The organism is Streptomyces sp. NPDC001450 (genome assembly GCF_053597295.1).
This window is the reverse complement of the sequence record NZ_JBSFHY010000016.1, coordinates 114740-133161: the sequence shown is the minus strand read 5'-3', so window position 1 is coordinate 133161 and position 18422 is coordinate 114740. Positions and strand designations below refer to the sequence as shown.

The 18422-nt window shown below is 71.3% G+C and carries 18 protein-coding genes; 9 read left to right on the top strand and 9 right to left on the bottom strand.

Translation table 11 applies throughout. From position 1 onward, the window contains the following. Window positions 1–55: 55 nt before the first annotated feature. Genes ACWC5O_RS19760 through ACWC5O_RS19750 form a run of 3 tightly spaced genes read right to left on the bottom strand, consistent with a single transcriptional unit; the run spans window position 56 to window position 3113 of the window. The gene (locus ACWC5O_RS19760) at window positions 56–649 is read right to left on the bottom strand and encodes a TetR/AcrR family transcriptional regulator (RefSeq protein WP_450584453.1); all 594 of its coding nucleotides are present in this window, start codon (window positions 647–649) and stop codon (window positions 56–58) included. Window positions 650–672: 23 nt separating this feature from the next. Further along, window positions 673–2343: a class I adenylate-forming enzyme family protein gene (locus ACWC5O_RS19755; RefSeq protein WP_450584454.1), complete on the bottom strand. Its 1671-nt coding sequence runs from the start codon at window positions 2341–2343 to the stop codon at window positions 673–675. After that, a complete protein-coding gene (locus ACWC5O_RS19750) occupies window positions 2340–3113 on the bottom strand; it encodes an SDR family oxidoreductase (RefSeq protein ID WP_450584456.1) in 774 nt (257 codons plus the stop codon). Before ACWC5O_RS19750 ends, ACWC5O_RS19755 begins: the two co-directional genes overlap by 4 nt. 182 nt (window positions 3114–3295) lie before the next feature. Here ACWC5O_RS19750 and ACWC5O_RS19745 point away from each other — a divergent pair, with 182 nt between their 5' ends. Both ACWC5O_RS19745 and ACWC5O_RS19740 read left to right on the top strand, forming a co-directional pair. Continuing rightward, window positions 3296–4516: an exo-beta-N-acetylmuramidase NamZ family protein gene (locus ACWC5O_RS19745; RefSeq protein ID WP_450584458.1), complete on the top strand. Its 1221-nt coding sequence runs from the start codon at window positions 3296–3298 to the stop codon at window positions 4514–4516. Between the two features lie 80 nt (window positions 4517–4596). Further along, window positions 4597–5871: a serine-threonine protein kinase gene (locus ACWC5O_RS19740; RefSeq protein WP_450584459.1), complete on the top strand. Its 1275-nt coding sequence runs from the start codon at window positions 4597–4599 to the stop codon at window positions 5869–5871. Window positions 5872–5889: 18 nt separating this feature from the next. Here ACWC5O_RS19740 and ACWC5O_RS19735 read toward each other — a convergent pair whose 3' ends face one another. Beyond that, complete coding sequence (locus ACWC5O_RS19735) at window positions 5890–8679, bottom strand: penicillin acylase family protein (RefSeq protein WP_450584461.1); 2790 nt, start codon at window positions 8677–8679, stop codon at window positions 5890–5892. Between the two features lie 258 nt (window positions 8680–8937). Between ACWC5O_RS19735 and ACWC5O_RS19730 the strand changes: the two genes are divergently transcribed. Together ACWC5O_RS19730 and ACWC5O_RS19725 are read left to right on the top strand one after the other, a co-directional pair. Beyond that, entirely contained in the window at window positions 8938–9540 is a 603-nt protein-coding gene (locus tag ACWC5O_RS19730; protein WP_450584463.1) for a hypothetical protein, read from the top strand. A 145-nt stretch (window positions 9541–9685) separates the two neighbouring features. Further along, window positions 9686–10390: a 3-keto-5-aminohexanoate cleavage protein gene (locus tag ACWC5O_RS19725; RefSeq protein WP_450584465.1), complete on the top strand. Its 705-nt coding sequence runs from the start codon at window positions 9686–9688 to the stop codon at window positions 10388–10390. On the opposite strand, the gene ACWC5O_RS19720 is transcribed toward ACWC5O_RS19725, so the two are convergent. Next, the gene (locus ACWC5O_RS19720; RefSeq protein ID WP_450584467.1) at window positions 10360–11094 is read right to left on the bottom strand and encodes a hypothetical protein; all 735 of its coding nucleotides are present in this window, start codon (window positions 11092–11094) and stop codon (window positions 10360–10362) included. The two genes, ACWC5O_RS19725 and ACWC5O_RS19720, sit on opposite strands and share 31 nt — an antisense overlap. A gap of 152 nt (window positions 11095–11246) precedes the next feature. Between ACWC5O_RS19720 and ACWC5O_RS19715 the strand changes: the two genes are divergently transcribed. Next, window positions 11247–12314, top strand: a complete 1068-nt coding sequence (locus ACWC5O_RS19715; protein WP_450584469.1) for an RNA ligase (ATP) — start codon at window positions 11247–11249, stop codon at window positions 12312–12314. Between the two features lie 226 nt (window positions 12315–12540). Here ACWC5O_RS19715 and soxR read toward each other — a convergent pair whose 3' ends face one another. After that, window positions 12541–12999: a redox-sensitive transcriptional activator SoxR gene (gene soxR / locus ACWC5O_RS19710; protein WP_450584470.1), complete on the bottom strand. Its 459-nt coding sequence runs from the start codon at window positions 12997–12999 to the stop codon at window positions 12541–12543. Window positions 13000–13116: 117 nt separating this feature from the next. Here soxR and ACWC5O_RS19705 point away from each other — a divergent pair, with 117 nt between their 5' ends. Then, window positions 13117–13578, top strand: coding sequence for a MaoC family dehydratase (locus ACWC5O_RS19705; protein ID WP_450584471.1), 462 nt, complete (start codon window positions 13117–13119; stop codon window positions 13576–13578). Between the two features lie 13 nt (window positions 13579–13591). Here the strand turns inward: ACWC5O_RS19705 and ACWC5O_RS19700 are convergent, their stop codons facing one another. From ACWC5O_RS19700 to ACWC5O_RS19690, 3 genes are all read right to left on the bottom strand, one after another. Then, window positions 13592–14215 carry a TetR/AcrR family transcriptional regulator gene (locus ACWC5O_RS19700; RefSeq protein WP_450584473.1) on the bottom strand — a complete coding sequence of 208 codons (624 nt, stop codon included), beginning with the start codon at window positions 14213–14215 and terminating at the stop codon, window positions 13592–13594. Between the two features lie 93 nt (window positions 14216–14308). Beyond that, window positions 14309–14596, bottom strand: a complete 288-nt coding sequence (locus ACWC5O_RS19695) for a YiaA/YiaB family inner membrane protein (protein WP_450584475.1) — start codon at window positions 14594–14596, stop codon at window positions 14309–14311. A gap of 60 nt (window positions 14597–14656) precedes the next feature. Beyond that, window positions 14657–15808 carry an acyl-CoA dehydrogenase family protein gene (locus tag ACWC5O_RS19690; RefSeq protein WP_450584648.1) on the bottom strand — a complete coding sequence of 384 codons (1152 nt, stop codon included), beginning with the start codon at window positions 15806–15808 and terminating at the stop codon, window positions 14657–14659. Between the two features lie 90 nt (window positions 15809–15898). Between ACWC5O_RS19690 and ACWC5O_RS19685 the strand changes: the two genes are divergently transcribed. The 3 genes from ACWC5O_RS19685 (at window position 15899) to ACWC5O_RS19675 (ending at window position 18422) form a co-directional block, all read left to right on the top strand. Continuing rightward, entirely contained in the window at window positions 15899–16540 is a 642-nt protein-coding gene (locus tag ACWC5O_RS19685) for a TetR/AcrR family transcriptional regulator (RefSeq protein WP_386574624.1), read from the top strand. Between the two features lie 46 nt (window positions 16541–16586). Continuing rightward, complete coding sequence (locus tag ACWC5O_RS19680; RefSeq protein WP_450584477.1) at window positions 16587–17294, top strand: ArsR/SmtB family transcription factor; 708 nt, start codon at window positions 16587–16589, stop codon at window positions 17292–17294. 195 nt (window positions 17295–17489) lie between these two features. Beyond that, window positions 17490–18422, top strand: coding sequence for a DMT family transporter (locus ACWC5O_RS19675; RefSeq protein ID WP_450584478.1), 933 nt, complete (start codon window positions 17490–17492; stop codon window positions 18420–18422).

Here is an 18422-nt window from a genome sequence, read left to right as displayed (position 1 = left end):
GCACAAGGGGCGGCCGCCATGAAGGCGACCGCCCCTTACAGGTATCTCTACGCTGCTACGGCCGCAGCGCCCGCAGCAGCAGGTCGGCGAGGTGGTCGGCGACCTGCTGGGGGGTGAGGGGGCCGTCGGGGCGGTACCAGGTTGACAGGTGGTGGACCGAGCCGAAGTGGTAGTCCACGACCAGGTCGGCGGGGGTCGCCGTGGAGAAGACGCCCTCGCGCTGGCCCTCCTCGATGAGCGCGCGGAAGCGCTCGTGGTAGCGCCGGCGCTCGGCGCGCACCTGCTTGTTCTTCTCCGGGCTCAGGTGGTGCATGGAGCGGAAGAAGATCATCGCGTCGTCGAGGTTCTCGATCGTCGTGACGACGACGTCCGCGGCCGCGCCCCTGAGCCGTTTTTCCACGGGCGCGTCCATGCTGGCGAAATGGTCCAGCCGCTCCTGCTGGACGCGCAGCACGCGCGCGTACACCTCGTGCAGGAGGTCGTCCTTGGAGCCGAAGTAGTGGTACAGCGCCCCCTTGGTGACGCCGGCCGCCTCCACGATCTCCTGCACCGAGGTGCGGTCGTAGCCCTGCTCGGCGAAGAGGCGGGTGGCGGCGTTCAGCAGCCGCTGCGGAACGGGCGTCCCGTCTCCGTCCGTCGTCCTGGGCACTGCCGCCACCTGCCTTTCCGTCGTTACTGCTGATTGTCGTGGGCGCGGGAACGCAGTTCCCGACGGAGGATCTTCCCACTCGTCGTCTTGGGCAAGTCGGGCAGGATCTCCACCTGGCGCGGGTACTTGTAGGCAGCCAGTCTCTCCTTGCAGTACACCGCGAGTTCATCCGGGTCCGCCTCGGTGCCCGGACGGAGGCTGATGTAGGCCTTGACGGTCTCCCCGCGGTAGCCGTCGGGGACGCCCACGACGGCGGCCTCGCGCACCGCCGGATGGGTGTAGAGGACGTCCTCGACCTCGCGCGGCCACACCTTGAAGCCGGACGCGTTGATCATGTCCTTCTTGCGGTCGACGACGTAGAGCCAGCCCTGTGCGTCCATGAAGCCGATGTCGCCGGTGCGCAGCTCCCCGTCCGGGAAGGTCTCGGCGGTGGCCTCGGCACGTCGCCAGTAGCCGGGGACGACCTGGGGCCCGCGGACGACGATCTCGCCCTGTTCGCCGAAGGGGACCTCCTCGCCCTGCTCGTCCAGGATGCGCACGAGGGTGTCGGCGCCGGGCACGCCCACTGCGAGCGTCCCGGAGGCCGGATCGACGGGCGACTCCAGTCCGGGCGGGACGGCCGCGGCGGCCCCGCTGCACTCGGTGAGCCCGTAGCCGGTGCGGATGTACGGACCGCACCGGGCGCGGAACTTCTCCACCAGGGCGGGCGGCACGGGGGCGCCGCCCGAGGCGATGCACACGAAGGAGGTGAAGTGCTCCGAGGTGACGTCCGGGTGGGCGGCCAGCGCCATGTAGGCGGTGGACGGGCCGACGGTGTACTGCGGCCGGTGCTCGGCGAACGCGTCCAGGACAACGCCAGGCTCGAAGCGGTAGGCGAGCACCAGCGTGCCCGCGCTGGTGAGGCAGGACGCGAACTCGCTGACCATCCCGGTGATGTGGAACAGGGGTGCGAGCGCGAAGTAGACGGGTGCCTCCGGCAGGGCCAGCCCGGTCCGCTGCCGCTCGGCGTTGTGCATGATGTTGCCGTGTGTGTTGGTGGCGCCCTTCGGGGTGCCGCTGGTGCCCGAGGTGTAGCTGATCAGCGCGATGTCGCCGGGCAGCGGATCGCGGCCCTCGGGCGCCGTGCCGCCCTGCCGCGCGACGGCCACGAGATCGTCGGCGTCGGGGGCCTGGGGCAGCCGTTCGAAGGCGAGCACGCGCGCGTCGTCCCGCGTCTGGAAGTCCAGCTCGCACGCGGTGAGCACGATCCGCACCGGCGAGTCGGCGGCCGTGTCCCGCAGATACGACTCCCAGGCCCGGTCGGAGCAGATCAGCGCGGCGACCTCGCCGTCCCGCAGCACGTGGGCGACCTCGGCCGACTTGTACATGGGGTTGACCGGCACGACGGTCGCGCCCGCCTTCCAGGCGCCGAGGACGGCCAGGACGAAGTGCGGGGAGTTCTGCAGCAGGACGGCGACCCGGTCGCCGCGCTCCAGACCGCGCCCGGCGAGGTGGGCGGCCACCGAGTCGCTCAGCTCGTCGACCTCGCGGTAGCTCAGCCGGGCGTCGAAGTAGGCGAGGAAGGTCCGCTCGGAGGCGTCGGCGACGGCCGCGCGCAGGGCGTGCACGAGCGAGTCGGCGGGGTCGACCGGCCCGCGCTGGACCTCGTTGAGCAGGGCCAGCCAGGGCCGCGCCGCGTACGGCGAGGCGCTCACCGGGTGGCCTCCCACTTCTGCTGGAGGTGGTTCATGCCGGCGAGCCAGCGGTCGGGGGTGGCGGCCCGCGCCTGGTAGTACTCGGCGACCTCGGGGTGCGGCAGGATCAGGAAGCGGTCCTCCGCGATGCCCTGGAACAGCGCCTCGGCGACCGCCTCCGGCTCGATCGCGGTCGGCTGCAGCACCAGGTCGCCCGCGCTGCCGGTGGCGGCCAGCATGTCGGTGCGGACGCCCTGCGGGCAGATGGCGTGGACCTTGACGCCCCGGTGGCCGTAGGTCAGCGACAGCCACTCGGCGAAGGCCAGCGCGCCGTGCTTGGTGACGGCGTAGGAGGGGGCGCCGATCATGGTAAGGAGTCCGGCGGCCGACACGGTGGAGACGAACCGTCCACGCCCGCGCTCCAGCCAGTCCGGCAGCAGCGCGTGGGCCGCCCGGACGTGAGCCATCACGTTGACGTCCCAGGACAGCGCCCAGGACTTCTCGTCGAAGGGCACACCGGCACCCGCGTCCTCGAAGGCGACCCCGGCATTGGCGCAGAAGACGTCCACGGCGCCGCCGAGCGCGTCACGGGCGTCGTCGACGATCGCGGAGGCGTCACCCGGCATGGCGATCCCACCGATCTCGTCCGCCACCGCCTTGGCCTTGTCGCCATCCAGGTCGTTCACCACCACCCGGGCCCCCTCGGCAGCGAACCTACGGGCCAACGCGGCCCCGATCCCCCCGCCCGCCCCGGTGACGACCACTCCCGCATCCTGCACGGCTTCCACCATCGGTCTCCTTCGACACGACGCGACTCGGCTCAGCAACGACCAGACTAACCAGTCGGTATGTGTAAAAGGAAGGGTGACTGCTCCAACCTAGGGGCGCGGGGCGGTGTCGATCTGCGGCTCCGCCGCGCGGGCGCGAGCAACCACATACGGCCGGCACCTTCCACACAGACGGAGGTCACCCCATGCGCATGTCCAGACGGAGCCTTCTCGCATCGGCCACGATGGCAGCCGTTCCTGTCACACCCCAGCACCGCGGACAACTGCACACCGGCTTCGAAAGACTCGCAGCCGACGGATACGCCCTCCTGGCCGACCAGAAAGTCGGCGTCGTCACCAACCCCACGGGCATCACGAGAGACGCCGGCCACATCGTCGACGTCATGCACGCCGACCCCCGCTGCAGACTCACCGCGGTCTTCGGCCCCGAGCACGGCTTCCGCGGCACCGCCCAGGCCGGCGGCTCCGAAGGCCGCTACGACGACCCGGCGACCGGCCTGCCGGTCTACGACACGTACCTGAAGAGCGGCCGCCCGCTGGCGGACATCTTCACCACCTCCGGCGTCGACACGGTCGTCTTCGACATCCAGGACGTGGGCGCCCGCTTCTACACGTACATCTGGACCCTGTACGACTGCATGGAGGCGGCCCAGCTCGCGGGCAAGGGGTTCGTCGTACTCGACCGCCCGAACCCGGTCACCGGCCGCTCGGCCCAGGGCCCCGTCCTGCACAAGGAGTTCGCCACCTTCGTCGGCCGCCAACCCATCGCGCAGGCGCACGGCATGACGGTCGCCGAGCTGGCCCGGCTGTTCAACGGGGAGTTCCTGAGCACGCCCGTCCCGCTGGAGACCGTCCTGATGACGGACTGGAAGCGCACACGGTTCTACGACGACTCCGGTCTGCCCTGGGTGCCGCCGAGCCCGAACATGCCGACTCCGGACACCGCGCTGGTGTACTCGGGCACCTGCATGTTCGAGGGCACCAACCTCTCCGAGGGCCGCGGCACCACCCGGCCCTTCGAACTCCTCGGCGCCGAGGGCGTCGACGGGCGCTGGGCCGCCGCGGTCAACGAGCTGGGGCTGCCGGGTGTGCGGTTCCGGGAGGCGTACTTCGCGCCCACCTTCTCCAAGTTCCAGGGCAAGACCGTCGGGGGCGTGCAGATCCATGTGCGGGACCGGGCCGCCTACGACCCCGTACGCACCGGGATCGCTCTGCTGGTGACCGCGCGGAAGGTCTGGGACGGCTTCGCCTGGCGGTCGGACAACTGGATCGACAAGCTCACCGGCTCCACCCTTGTGCGGACGATGATCGACGCGGGGGCGGACACGGACGAGGTGGTCGCCGCCTGGCAGGACGAGCTGGCGGCTTTCCGGAGCATTCGAAAGGAATATCTGCTGTACGAGTGACCCGCGTTGTATGGCCAACTCTGCCCCGGCGCAGGACGATACGCCCACATCGCGTCGTTCGGGGGACGAGGGAGCCTGGCATGGCGGATCCTGGGATGAGCGTGACTCCCTACTGGGAGCTGACCTTCGATGCGGACGGGGACGTGGACGGCCCCGAACGCGACCGGCTGCTGGCGCAGGTCACGGACCAGGGCGTCCGTGACCTGATCGTCTTCGCGCACGGCTGGAACAACGACCGTTCGGGCGCCACCGCGCTGTACCGGCGTTTCTTCGCCCCGATCCCGAAACTCGCGCCGCGGGCGCGGATCGGGTACGCGGGTGTGATCTGGCCGTCGATGCGGTTCTGCGACGAGCCGATCCCGGACTTCCCGAGCGCCGCGCCCGCTCTCGCGGCGGGCCCGGCGCTGGACCCGGGCACCCGGCGCGCGCTGCTGAGGACCTTCCCGGACCGGGCCGGGCAACTCGACCGGCTGGCCCGGATGCTGGACGAACAGCCGGACGGGGACGCGGGGTTGGCGGAGTTCGGGCAGCTGGTGCGGCAGTTGGTCGGGACGACCCAGCCGCTCGCCGCGGCGGACACCTCGCAGCAGGGCGAGCCCCTCATGCTCGGCGGGGACACGGCGACCGCCTGCGGGGAGTTCGCCGACGCCCTGACCGGGCCGCACGCCGAGTTCCGCCTGCCGAACCCCTGGGAAGGCGCCAAGGAGCTGCTGCGGCAGGCGACGTACTACACGATGAAACGGCGGGCCGGGACGGTCGGCGAGCACGGACTCGGGCCCTTCGTCGGGCAGTTGGCCCATGCGGTCCCCGGTGTGCGGGTGCATCTGGTCGGACACAGCTTCGGCGGGCGGCTGGTGGCGTTCGCGCTGCGCGGGCTGCCCGACGGAGTGCGCGTGGTGAAGTCCGTGACGCTGCTGCAGGGCGCCTTCTCGCACTACGCGTTCGCGGCCCGACTGCCCCAGGACCCGGACACCGCGGGCGCGCTCAAGGACCGGCAGAAGCGGATCGACGGCCCGCTGGTGTGCTGCCACTCGCACTTCGACCAGGCGCTCGGCACCTTCTATCCGCTCGCCTCGCGTCTCGCGGGGGACGACCACTCGGTCCTGGGTGTCGACGTCGCGGCCGTGCTGGGGCCCGAGTGGGGAGCCATGGGGCATGACGGGGTGCAGGCGGTACCGGGCACCGCGAAGCTGGACCTCGCCGCGGCCCTGAACGGGGCGCTGCCCGGCTCGGGCTGTGTGAACGTCGACACGGCCGCGGTCGTCCACCGCGGGGGCCCGCCGTCCGGGGCGCACAGCGACATCGTGCACCCGGAGCTGGCGCGGGTGGTGCTGGCGGCGGGCCGTATCGCCTGACCCGCCGCCGTTCGGACGTCACCGGTGTGAGGTGTACTCCACGACCTGCTGGAAGGTCGGCCGGTTCTGCCAGCTGATCTTGCCGTGCTTGATGCCGCCCAGGGTGCGCTGGACGATCGAGTCGGCGCACCACTGGTCGCCGGCCGAGCACTGGTCGTCGCCCGGGTAGACCTGGGCGGCGGTCAGCCCCGCCGCCTGCTTCAGGGTGCTGATCAGGCTGTCCCGGCAGGCGCTGAGGCTGCCGCCGCCGCAGTACTGCCGGGCGAGCGGGCCCTGCACGGACTCACCGAGCACCGCCCGGATGTCCTTGTCGACATAACTCCACCAGCCGTACTGGAAGGAGCTTCCGGCGTGCGAACCGGTCGGACCGTGTCCGGCGGACGGGGCCTCGTCCACGGGCAGGTTGTTGCTGAACGCCGTGTACAGATCGCTGCCCAGGCCGGGCTCGAACTCCGCCTTCACCAGCAGCGGCCACCAGGCGTCCAGAATGCGGATCGCGTCGGCGTCGGCGTACGCCTTCGAACCCGCCGAGGTCTCCGTGCGCTTGGCACCCGCGGTCACCCACGCCTGGAGCTTGTTCACCGCGCCGGCGGCCGTGGAGTCGGTCACCGGGGAGGAGTTGATCACCTTGAGCAGCTTGGGCAGCACGTCCTCGGCGCGCAGGTCGGCGAGGGCCGCGTCCGCCATGGCCTGCACCAGCTTCGTACGGGTCACCCCGCCGGCCGCGACCAGCTTCTTCACCCGGTCCTCGAGCAGGTTGCCGCGATGGACCGACCCGTCGCCCCAGGACGCGGTCGCGTAGTCCTTGGCCTGCTTGTTGTTCCAGGAGACGTAGTAGTCCTGGTCGACGGAGTTGGGGTGCGCGGAGGCCGGGGTGTAGTCGGCGGTGTTGGTGGCCGGGTCCCAGTTCTTCCACTCGTACGCCGCCTGCCCCCACACCGGGAACTCGGCGTCCACGCCGCTCGCCCGCACCGGGTTGTCACCGCTGTTGTAGTACGCGGTGTGCCGGGAGTCGGCGTAGAACCAGTTGAAGGTGTAGTTGATGTGCTGGGCCGCGCTCTGGAAGTCCTTCGGGCCCTTGACGTAGTCGGGGTCGTTCAGCATCTGGAAGCCTATGATCGAGTCGGCCTCGTGCAGGTAGGAGGAGCGCAGGGTGGTGTAGGCGACCTTCTTGCCGCCGACGGTGGCGCGGTACTCCACCGGGCCGTACTTCGTCCGCCAGACCCGCATGGTGTACGACCCCGCCGCGGTCCCGTCGGCGGTCGTCGGCTTCCACGCGTTCTTCTGCTCGGCCTTGTCCATCGCGGTGCAGGTGCCGTGGTACAGGTAGTGGTAGTCGTCCTGGCACAGCTCGACGGCGTAGGTGTCGATGATGTCCTGGCCCGAGGTGGTGGCGCTCCAGGAGTAGTCCTGGCCGCGGCCCAGTTCGACGTACATGCTCAGGCCCGCGAAGGAGGCGCCGCGGGCGCTGATGCCCGGGCCCTGGATCTCCTGGAGCATGAGCAGCTGCGGGGCGAAGTAGCCGGTCTGCGGCCCGAAGACGGCGATGGGGTGGCCACTGGCGGTGTACTTGCCGCCGACCACGAGGGCGTTGGACATGCCGCGCTTGGCGGAGCTGAGGGTGGTCTTGGCCGCCGTGGTGGAGGCGCTGGTGGCGCTCGCGGTGGCGGCGCTGCCCGTGCGGTCGTAGACCAGCGGCTCCTCGGTCACCGAGCCGGCGTCGGGCAGGGCCTCGCCCTTGGGGTCGTCGGGCCTGGACGCGTAGGGGAAGCTCTCGCCGTTGTGGACGGTCAGGACGGCCTCGGCGTCGTTGCGCTCGCGGAAGGACTCCCAGACCTTGGTGCCCTCCTCCACGCCGTACTTGGACTGGGCGGCGATCAGGGAGAGCGCGTTGTTGACCTCGCCGCCCCCGCCGGAGCCGAAGAGCGAGCCGACGACGGAGCCGAGCGCCACCAGGTCGGTGATCTTGAAGTGGTCTATGGTGCCGGCGTTGGTGATGGAGTCCTTGTGGCCGGTCAGGACGTACTCGCCGGGGAAGTAACGGCCGCTGTCGGAGGCGTCGATGTAGGAGTTGATGCCGGCGAGGTAGGCGTTGGCGTCGGCCAGGGCCTGCTGCCCGCGGGCGCCGTTGTTCGCCACGGCGTTGTCGATCTGCGCCTGCAGGTCGGCCTCGGTGTACGGCGCGTTGCGGTAGAACTGCTGCTCGAGGCCCTGGTTGGCGGCCGCGCCGCCGGCGAAGGTGGTCAGCCGGCCGCGGCCCACGTGCCGGAAGACGTCCATCAGCCACAGCCGGTCCTCGGCGGCCGCGTACCCGGCGCCGAACTCGGTGCCGTACCGGGTGGTGCCCGTGATGTGCGGCACACCGGTCTTCTTGTCACGGACGATCGTCACGTCGCTGCGGCCGGCCGGCTTCTCGGTGGAGGCGACCTGGTCGGAAGGGACGCCGAACGAGGCGTCGTTGAAGAAGGTGTTGACCTTCGCGTCGGTGAGCCCCGAGTAGCCGGTCGCCAGGTTGGCGTACGGGCCGAGCTGGTCCTCGGCATGGGAGGGCTGGGTGCCGAAGGCCTGGTTGAGCAGGATCTGGGCGAGGGTGGCGTTGCCGTTCTCGCCCGGCGGCAGGATGTCCGAACACTGGCCGCCGCAGTAGTCGTTCGAGGCCATGGCGCTCTGAGCCGCCGCTGCCTGGGTGAGCGGGGAGAGCACTCCTGCGATCAGAACGCATACGGATGCCGTCTTCAGGAACCCGGTGAGCCTGCGGGGAGTTCTCAGTTTGTCGAACAACACGTTGCGTGGGGTGCGCCGTGGCATGGCTGCTCCTCCCGACGGGGGTGGGCCGGACGTTACCGCCGGTATCCCCGGGATTGAAGATGAGCATGCGTCAAGTTTTGGAGTCACGAGGACCGGTGCGCCCGGCGGTCAACCCGGGGCGCCTTATGGGAGGGCATCGGAAATCGGATGGAGCCGGATCGCGTGTCGATACGTCTACTCGGCGACGTCGCGCGAATGCCGTACGGCGACGCCGAAGTGACCGAAGTGCGGACGCAGGTGTGACGGAGGTGCAGGGCGATGGCCGGATTCCGAAGTCTGGCGAGACAGGTGCGCGATCCGCGGTGTGATCTGGCACTGCGACGCTACTCACTGCGTAAGTGCCTGGAGCGGTTCGCTCCTTACGGGCACCGGGCGACCTGGGACCACTTGTGCTCCCGGGCCGGTTTCGGTCCGGAGGACCGCTCCCCCGACCCGGCGCGGCTCGTGGCCGCACTGGAGGAGTTGGAGGAGGCGCGCGAGGTCTGGCTCACCTACGAGGGCGAGTTCGCCGAGCGCCGCAAGAAGGAGAAGCACGACGGGCTGCGGCGGCCGGGCAGCGTGGACGACTGGCACCGGCTGACCTGGGGCGGGTTCGGGGTCGCCTGGTGCGACGACCCGCGGGTCCACCCCGACGAGCCCCTGGCCGAGGTGCTGCGCCGGCTGATCGCCGCGCTGGAGCGGGAACCGGGCTCGGCCTGCCCGGTGTGTTCCGGTGAGCGCCTCGTGTGGAAGTACGACCTGGACCACGAGCCCTCGTCCGGTCCGGTCTGCACGGACTGCGGGATCCTCGTGCCCCGGCCCGTGCTCACGCCCCAGGCGCCGGCGTGCGCCGGACGGGGACGGCTGCTGATCTCGGCCTGATCGGCAGGGGGGTGGAACCGGGGGGTGCGCAGGGGGATGCCGCACCCCTTGCCGGGACGCGCCATGGGGTGTTCCCGGAGGTGCCGTTGGGCCTCGTGAGATGTGCTGCGGGGCCGCTGTCAGTGGCGTCCGGCACCATCGAGTCATGACGCAGGTGTGTCTCAACGGCCGCCGCTCGGCCACGGACGGCGCGTGCGTGCCGTTGTCTCCCGAGGACTTGGCACGGTCCGCCGCCGAGGCAGTCGCGGCCGGCGCCACGGAGATCCACGTCCACCCGAAGACCCCGTGCGGGCACGACAGCCTGTCCCCACGAGTGCTCGCCCCGACCCTGGAGGCGATACGGGCACGGGTGCGGGTACCGGTCGGGGTGACCACCGGCGCCTGGACCGACCCCGACCCGGCCGCCCGCCTCGACCGCGTGCGCGACTGGTCCGTGCTGCCCGACTTCGCCTCGGTCGACTGGCATGAGCCCGGCGCCGAGGAGGTGGCCGAGCACCTGCTCGCCCGGGGTGTCGGTGTGGAGGCGGGCATCTGGTCCGGCACCGACGCAGCGGCCCGGTTCGCGGCCTCGCCGCTCGGACCCAGGGTGCTGCGGGTGCTCGCGGAGGTGACCGACCCGGATCCGGCGACGGCGCAGGCGACGGCGCGGGCCCTGCTGGGCGAGCTGGGCCAGGCTCACGGCCGCCCGGTGCTGCTGCACGGCGAGGAGGGCGGTACCTGGCCGGTGCTGCGTCTGGCCGGACGGCTGGGCCTGGCCATCCGCATCGGCCTGGAGGACACCCTGGTCCTGCCGGACGGTGAACGGGCCCGGTCCAACGCTCAGTTGGTGGCGGAGGCGCTGTCCCAGTAGGCGTGCGCCCAGCGGTCGTCGTAGGGCAGGGCCAGGAGTTCGCTGCGGACGGCGAGGTCGTACTCACCCAGGGCGTGCAGGCGGGCGGCACCGGGGCCGGCCAGCCAGGTACGCAGCTCGGCGAGGCCCGCCTCCTCGCTGTCGTCGTACCACCAGGAAAAGGGGGAGCGGTCGGAGAGCAGGTCGTAGAGCCACACGTCGGTGCAGTGGACGAGGTGTGTGTCGGCGACCGGTCCTCGGGGCCAGCCGTCGAGGAACGGACGCACGCTCTGCGCGATCGTGACACAGATGTCGAAGATGTCGTCGATGGCGTACGGCGGTTCGGCGGCCGTCAGGGCGTCCTGCCACCATGCGCGCAGGAAGGCATCGATCGCCGCGGCCTGCTCGGCCGGCCAGGAGCGCCAGTCCACCCGGCTCAGCCCGTGGCAGCCGTAGCCGATCGCGTCGAGGGTGCCGTCGGTCATCGCCCGTGCGCCCTGCGGGAGCAGGCGGCGCATCGCGGCCGCGTGGTCGTCGAAGTGGTCGGACACCTCGAAGAGGTACATCTGCACCACGTCGACGGGCACACGCACGTACGGCGTGCGCAGATACGCGGTCTCCTCGGGCAGGTGACAGCGGCCGCAGCCGGTCTCGTTCGGGCTCGCGAAACCGTTGAAGACCGTGTCGATGTCCGCGAGGGCGGCGGCAAGGGCGGGCGTGGGCATGGGAGTTCGGCCCCGTTCCGGTACTCCGTGCCGGGCGTCGCCGCCGGCCGAAGAGCGCGACATTACCAGCCTCTAATCCGCTCGCTCCACCCCGTTCCCGTGTGGAGAGTGGGTGTCGATGAAACCGAGCTGAGGAACCGAGGAGTCCCCAGATGTCGACGCTGCGCGTCACCGCTGAAGTGCTGACCGTCCACGAGCATCCGAACGCCGATGCCCTTGAGTTGGCCCAGGTGGGTCTGTACCGGGCCGTCGTCGCCAAGGGTGCGTACCGCACCGGTGAGGCCGCCGTGTACATCCCCGAGCAGTCCGTGCTCCCGCCCGGGCTGATCGAGGAACTGGGGCTGACCGGGCGGCTGGCGGGCGGCGACGCCAACCGGGTCAAGGCGGTACGGCTGCGGGGTGAGCTGTCACAGGGCATCGTGTGCCGGCCGAAGGCGCTGGCGGACGAGGACCTGGCGCGGGCCGCGGCCGAGGGGACCGACTTCGCCGAGCGGCTGGGCATCACCAAGTGGGTGCCGCCGGTCCCGCCCACGATGGACGGGGACGTGGAGTCCGCGCCGGATCTGCTGCCCTGGGTGGACATCGAGAACATCCAGCGCTTTCCGGATATCTTCGCAGCGGGCGAGGATGTGGTCCTGACCGAGAAGCTGCACGGCTCGGCCTGCCTGCTGACGTATCTCGCCGACGAGGACCGGGTGCACGTCTCCTCCAAGGGCTTCGGCGCCAAGTCCCTCGCCCTGAAAGAGGATCCACGCAATCTGTACTGGCGGGCGGTGCGCGGACACGGCGTCCCCGAGGTCGCGGCACGGCTCGCCGAGCGGCTGGGCGCGCGCCGGGTCGGCGTCTTCGGCGAGGTGTACGGGGCGGGGGTGCAGGACCTGACGTACGGGGCCGATGGGCGGCGGGAGACGCTGGGGTACGCGGTGTTCGACGTCTCCGCCGAGATCGACGGCACCGTGCGGTGGCTGGACGCGACCGAACTCCTCGGCGGCGAGCTGCCGTTGGTGCCCCGGCTGTACTCGGGGCCGTACGACATCGAGCGGGTCCTGGAGTTCGCGAGCGGGCGGGAGACGGTGTCCGGGCGGGGGCTGCATCTGCGGGAGGGTGTGGTGATACGGCCCTCGGTGGAGCGGTACAGCCCGGTGACCGGGGGACGGGCGATCGCGAAGGCTGTCAGCCCGGCGTACCTGACGCGCAAGGGCGGGACCGAGTACGAGTAGGTCTCCGGTTGCCCGGTGTGGAGGCTGGGCGGGGTGGGGTCCGCGCACCGGCGCGGGCAGGGTGCCGCAGCCACCAACGGTGCCGTCGCAGCCGACCGGGCTGCAACTCCCCGGGGGCGCGGGACCGTATCGATATGCGGCTCCGCCGCGTGGGCGCGACCAGCCCCCACTCACCCGCAGCCGACGACGGAAGGGAGCCGCTACGGCGGAAGCCCGCGGTCAGCGGTCAGTGCCCCTCCGCCATGAGCCGCGACCCCGCCCTCCGCTCACCGAACACATCGTCCGGGTTGGACAGTACGCACGTGTCCAAGGACAGGCAGCCGCAGCCGATGCAGTCGGTGAGGTGGTCGCGGAGGCGGTTGAGCTGCTTGATGCGTTCGTCCAGTTCGGAGCGCCACGTCTCCGACAGGCGGGCCCAGTCCTCGCGGGTCGGGGTGCGCTCCTCGGGGAGCTGCGCGAGGGCCTCGCGGATCGTGGACAGGGGGATGCCGACCCGTTGGGCCGCGCGGACGAAGGCGACGCGGCGCAGGGTGTCGCGGGTGTAGCGGCGCTGGTTGCCGGAGGTGCGGCGGCTGGTGATGAGCCCCTTGGACTCGTAGAAGTGCAGGGCGGAGACGGCAGCGCCGCTGCGCGCGGACAGCTGGCCGACGGTCAGCTCATGGATCTTCTCGGGAATCTGGGGCACTCCTCAGAGACTACCGACAGACACCATCCGACCGGCCGGGCCGGCATCCGTTGACATCACCCCCCGACCCGACCATGCTAAGCAGTTGCTTAGACATGCGAGCGAGAGGCCGGGAACATGGCAGAACCGAGGACCTTCACCTCCCCCGACGAACTGAAGGGCGCGGTGGGCGAGCAGCTGGGCCACACGGACTGGCTGGAGATCGACCAGAAGCGGATCGACCTGTTCGCGGAGGCCACCGGGGACCACCAGTGGATCCACGTGGACCCGGAGAAGGCCGCGGCGGGGCCGTTCAAGACCACCATCGCCCACGGATACCTGACGCTGTCGCTGCTCCCGCTCTTCGGGCCGCAGCTGATCAAGGTCGAGGGCGTGAGGATGGGCGTCAACTACGGCACGAACAAGGTCCGCTTCCCCGCCCCCGTCCCCGTCGGCTCCCGGTTGCGCGCCACCGCGACGATCACCGGCGTCGAGGACGTCCCGGGCGGTGTCCAGGTGGCCGTCGCCTTCACCGTGGAGCGCGAGGGCGGCGACAAGCCGGTCTGCGTCGCGGAGTCGGTGTCCCGGTACTACCTCTGAGCCCGGGGGCGCCCTACTTGGCGCCCACCATCCGTAGCACGAGGTCGGCGTAGAGCGCGCCGACCTCCTCGGGGGTGTACGGGCCGTCCAGGGTGAACCAGCGGGCCACGTCGATGCACAGTGACAGCACGGCGAGGGTGGTGCCCTTCACGTCGAGCACGTCGAACTCGCCGGAGGCCACACCGTCCTCGATGATCCCGCGCACCTCTGCGTCCACCTGGCGGCGCAGCGCGACGATCTCGGCGCGGGCCTCGGGGCCGAGCGCCTCGAGTTCGTACTGCACGACCCGCGCGGTGGTGCGCCGCCCGGCGTGCCAGCGGACGAAGGAGCTGACGGCGTCGGCGAGCCGCTCCGCGGCGGTGCCCTCGCGCCGGGACGCCGTCCGCAGGATGTCCAGGGCCTTGTCGTGGCCGATCCGGCTGATCCGGTGGAGCAGCTCTTCCTTGGTCTTGTAGTGGATGTAGAGCGCGGCCGGGCTCATGCCGGCGCGGCCCGCGATGTCGCGGGTCGTCGTCGCGTGGTAGCCGCGCTCGGCGAAGGCCTCCACGGCCGCGACCAGCAGTCGCCGGGCCGCGTCAGGGGTGACCTCTTCCCACGGCTCGACCTCGCCGCCGGCCGTCTCCTCCGCCGTACTCATCGCTCACTCGCCCCTCTCGGTGACAGGAGCACCACCATACCGCCGAAGGTGAGCGCTCGCTTAGAGTGCCCGCTCAGAGCCTGCCGGTGCTTTTCACAGCTTTTCGAAGGGGTCGTGCTCGGCGAGCAGCTTCTCCAGGCGGGCCTGGTCGACGCGGCTGACGATCTGCCCGGCCTCCTGGCGGTCCCGGATCACCTTGGCGAGCGTGAAGGCGGACGTGACGAGGTAGAGGACGGCGATGGCCAGGAAGGCCCGCACCCAGGCGTCGGCGTTCAGCCGGAAGATGCCGATGGCGGTGGCCGCCATGGCGACCGCGAAGGAGGCGACGGCCTGGCTGTAGAAGGCGGCCGTGTTCTGCTGCTTGACGGGTGTGTCACTCATGGGAGCAAGCATCGGCGGACGTGGCTCGCGCCACATCCGCCGAAGTACTCAGGAGCGTACTCAGAAGGCGGAGACCCCGGTGAGCGCCCGGCCGATGAGCAGCTTCTGGATCTGGCTGGTGCCCTCGTAGAGGGTCATCACGCGGGCGTCGCGCAGGAGTTTGCCGGCCGGGTACTCGTCGATGTAGCCATAGCCGCCGAAGACCTGGAGGGCGTTGTTGGCGGCGCGGACGGCCGCCTCGGAGGCGAACAGCTTGGCCTTGGAGGACTCGACGGCGAACGGCTGCCCGCGGTCGACGAGGTCGGCGACCCGCCAGGTGAGCAGCCGGGCCGCGTCCACGTCGACGGCGATGTCGCTGATCAGCTCCTGCACCAGCTGGTGATGGTCGATGGACCTGCCGAACTGCTCGCGCTCACCGGCGTACCGCACGGCCGCGTCCAGCGCGGCCTGGGCTATGCCGACACAGCCCGCCGCCACCGACATCCGCCCCTTGGCCAGCGCGGACATGGCGACGGAGAAGCCCTTGCCCTCCTCGCCGAGCAGCGTCGAGGCGGGCACCCGGACGTCCTCCAGGACCAGTTCGGCGGTGGCCTGGCCACGCAGGCCGAGCTTGCCGTGGATGGTGCGGCGGGTCAGTCCGGGGGTGTCGGTGGGGACCAGGAAGGCGGAGACGCCCTTGTGCCCGGGGGCGTCCGTGGAGCGGGCGAAGAGCAGGACGACGTCGGCCCAGGTGCCGTTCGTGATGAACATCTTGGTGCCGTTGAGGACGTAGTCGTCGCCGTCGCGCACCGCGCGGGTGGTGAGGTTGCCCGCGTCGGAGCCGGTGCCGGGCTCGGTGAGGCCGAAGCAGCCGACGTACTCGCCCGCGGTCAGACCCGGCAGCCAGCGCCGCTTCTGCTCCTCGCTCCCCCAGGCCGCGATCGACTTGGCGACCAGGCCCAGGGACACGGAGACGATGCCGCGGACCGAGGAGTCCCCGCGGCCCAGCTCCTCCGTGACCAGGCAGTACGCGAGGTGGTCGCCGCCCGAGCCGCCGTACTCCTCGCCGACGGTCAGACCGAGGAAGCCGACCTCGCCCAGCTTCTTCACGATGCCCCGGTCGACCTCCTCGGCGCGGTCCCAGGCGACCACGTGCGGGGCGATCTCGCGCTCCACGAAGTCCCGGGCGAGCTGCCGTACGGCGGCCTGCTCCGCACTGAGCCCCAGGTTCACCACGAGATCACCCCACACCAGATGGATCTTGAAAGCCGGACATTTAAATTAGCACTGCTAGTTTCCTGTCGCAGCCCTACTATGTGCGCCATGGCCCGACCGCGCAAGCCCCTCCTCAGCACCGACCGGATCGTCGAGACGGCACGGGAACTCGTGGACGCGGAGGGCCTGGCGGCCGTCTCCACCCGGCGGCTCGCCGCCGAGCTGGGGGTGAGCGGGCCCTCGCTCTACAACCACTTCCGCACCAAGGACGAGATCCTGGAGGCGGTCGCCGACTCGGTGAGCGGTCTGGTGGACCTGTCGATGTTCGAGGACGTCCGGGACTGGCGGACCGCGCTGCACGACTGGGCGATCTCCTACCGGGCCGCCCTGCGCGACCACCCGAACATCGTCCCGGTCCTCGCCCGCGGGCCCGGCCGCCGACCCGCAGCGCTGCGGCTGGCCGACGCCGTGTACGGCGCGATGGTCGCGGCGGGCTGGCCGCCGGCGCAGGCCACGTCCATCGGCGCGCTGATGCGCTACTTCATCATGGGCTCCGCGCTCGGCTCCTTCGCCGGGGGCTTCGTGGACGACGCGAGCGCGTACGACCCCGCCGACTATCCGCACCTCGGGCAGGCGCACCTGCTCGCCGAGCAGCAGGAGAAGATCGACGAGCGGGCCTTCGAGACGGGGCTGAGCGCCCTGCTGGACGGACTGGCGCAGCAGTACGAGCAGGTACGGCAGAGCGTGTGAGGACACTTCGGCCGCTGCCGAAGTGTCGGTGCCGCAAGCTGAAGGCATGACCGCCAAGGACTCCCAGGCCGCCGGCCTCGCCGCACTCGCCTCCCTGGTCGCCGACGAGACCCGGGCCGCGTGCCTGCTCGCGCTGCTGGACGGGCGGGCCTGGACCGCCGGCGAGCTGGCCCGGCATGCCGGGGTCGCCGCGTCCACACTGAGCGGGCACCTGGGCAAGCTGGTGGCCGGCGGCCTGCTCGCGGAGGAACGTCAGGGCAGGCACCGGTATGTGCGGCTGGCCGACGCTCGTGTGGCACAGCTCGTGGAGGACCTTGCCGCGCAGGTGCCCGCGGCGGCGGTACGGCCGCGCTCGCTGCGGGAGTCGAGTTCCCGGTCCGCCATGGCCCGGGGCCGTACCTGCTACGACCATCTCGCCGGGCGGCTCGGCATCGCGGTCACGGATGCGCTGACCTCGCGCGGGCTGCTCCGGCAGGACACCGGGTTCGCACTGACGGACGCGGGGGTGGAGTGGTTCGGTACGGCGGGAATCCCCCTCGACCGTTCGACCCGGCGTCCGCTGGCCCGAGCGTGCCTCGATTGGACCGAGCGGCGGCCTCATCTCGCGGGGGTGGCGGGGGCGGCGCTGTACCGGCACGCGATGGATGCGGGCTGGTGCGTCCGAATCGGCTCTGAGCGGGCCGTGCAGGTGACTCCGTCGGGAGGGCGGGCGCTATTTGAGTTGCTCGGCATCGAGGCGGCGGGGTTGGGTTGAGTTCGGCTACGGGGGTGGGGGGTCAGGTGGTGTGCCGGGTGCGGGTGCGTGGGGGCGCGCCCACGCGGCGGAGCCGCACATCGATACGTGTCCCGCGCCCCTGGGGAGTCGCAGCCCCGTGAGCCGCGTGCGCACCGTCGTTGCCCGTCCGAATTCCGCCAGCCCCTGTACGTGTCCCTACCTAGCCTCAGGAGCATGATGAACAGCGCCCCACGCCAACAGCTGCTCGCCACCGCCGCAGCCGTCGTCTCCGTCGTGCTCTGGGCCTCCGCCTTCGTGGCGATCCGGACCGCGGGGGACGCCTACTCGCCGGGTGCGCTCGCGCTCGGGCGGCTGGTCGCCGGGGTCGTGACGCTCGGGGTCATCTGTGCCGTACGCCGGGAGGGGCTGCCGCCCAGGGCCGCCTGGCGGGGGATCGGGCTGTCCGGGGTGCTGTGGTTCGGGTTCTACATGGTGGTCCTGAACTGGGGTGAGCAGCAGGTGGACGCGGGCACCGCCGCTCTCGTCGTGAACGTCGGCCCGCTGCTGATAGCCCTGCTCGGTGCCAGGCTGCTCGGCGATCCGATGCCGCCCCGGCTGCTGGCGGGGATGGCCGTGTCGTTCGCCGGCGCCGTGACCGTGGGGCTGTCGATGTCGGCCGGGGGCGGATCCTCGGTGTTCGGGGTGGTGCTGTGTCTGCTCGCGGCGGTGGCCTACGCCGCCGGGGTCGTGGCGCAGAAGCCCGCCCTCGGACAGGCGAGTGCCCTGCAGGTGACGACCTACGGCTGCCTCGTCGGTGCCGTGGTCTGCCTGCCGTTCGCCGGGCAGTTGGTGCGGGAGGCGGCCCGTGCGCCGGCCTCGGCCACCCTCGACATGGTGTATCTCGGTGTCTTTCCGACCGCTCTCGCCTTCACCACCTGGGCCTACGCCCTCGCCCGCACCACCGCCAGCCGCATGGGCGCGACGACGTACGCCGTTCCGGCCCTGGTCGTGCTGATGTCGTGGGTGGCGCTCGGTGAGGTGCCGGGGCTGCTCACGCTGGCGGGCGGGGTGCTGTGCCTCGCGGGCGTGGCGGTGTCCCGGTCCCGGGTGCGCGGGCGGACCCGGCGGGTCGCGGCCGGGGAGCCGCGACCCGAGAAGGTCGGCTGA

Bases quoted from the DNA above. Each gene is read 5' to 3' on its own strand.
- ACWC5O_RS19750 (WP_450584456.1), bottom strand. From the start codon at position 3,113: ATGGTGGAAGCCGTGCAGGATGCGGGAGTGGTCGTCACCGGGGCGGGC.
- ACWC5O_RS19745 (WP_450584458.1), top strand. From the start codon at position 3,296: ATGCGCATGTCCAGACGGAGCCTTCTCGCATCGGCCACGATGGCAGCC.
- ACWC5O_RS19740 (WP_450584459.1), top strand. From the start codon at position 4,597: ATGGCGGATCCTGGGATGAGCGTGACTCCCTACTGGGAGCTGACCTTC.
- ACWC5O_RS19735 (WP_450584461.1), bottom strand. From the start codon at position 8,679: ATGCCACGGCGCACCCCACGCAACGTGTTGTTCGACAAACTGAGAACT.
- ACWC5O_RS19730 (WP_450584463.1), top strand. From the start codon at position 8,938: ATGGCCGGATTCCGAAGTCTGGCGAGACAGGTGCGCGATCCGCGGTGT.
- ACWC5O_RS19725 (WP_450584465.1), top strand. From the start codon at position 9,686: ATGACGCAGGTGTGTCTCAACGGCCGCCGCTCGGCCACGGACGGCGCG.
- ACWC5O_RS19720 (WP_450584467.1), bottom strand. From the start codon at position 11,094: ATGCCCACGCCCGCCCTTGCCGCCGCCCTCGCGGACATCGACACGGTC.
- ACWC5O_RS19715 (WP_450584469.1), top strand. From the start codon at position 11,247: ATGTCGACGCTGCGCGTCACCGCTGAAGTGCTGACCGTCCACGAGCAT.
- ACWC5O_RS19705 (WP_450584471.1), top strand. From the start codon at position 13,117: ATGGCAGAACCGAGGACCTTCACCTCCCCCGACGAACTGAAGGGCGCG.
- ACWC5O_RS19700 (WP_450584473.1), bottom strand. From the start codon at position 14,215: ATGAGTACGGCGGAGGAGACGGCCGGCGGCGAGGTCGAGCCGTGGGAA.
- ACWC5O_RS19695 (WP_450584475.1), bottom strand. From the start codon at position 14,596: ATGAGTGACACACCCGTCAAGCAGCAGAACACGGCCGCCTTCTACAGC.
- ACWC5O_RS19685 (WP_386574624.1), top strand. From the start codon at position 15,899: ATGGCCCGACCGCGCAAGCCCCTCCTCAGCACCGACCGGATCGTCGAG.
- ACWC5O_RS19680 (WP_450584477.1), top strand. From the start codon at position 16,587: ATGACCGCCAAGGACTCCCAGGCCGCCGGCCTCGCCGCACTCGCCTCC.
- ACWC5O_RS19675 (WP_450584478.1), top strand. From the start codon at position 17,490: ATGATGAACAGCGCCCCACGCCAACAGCTGCTCGCCACCGCCGCAGCC.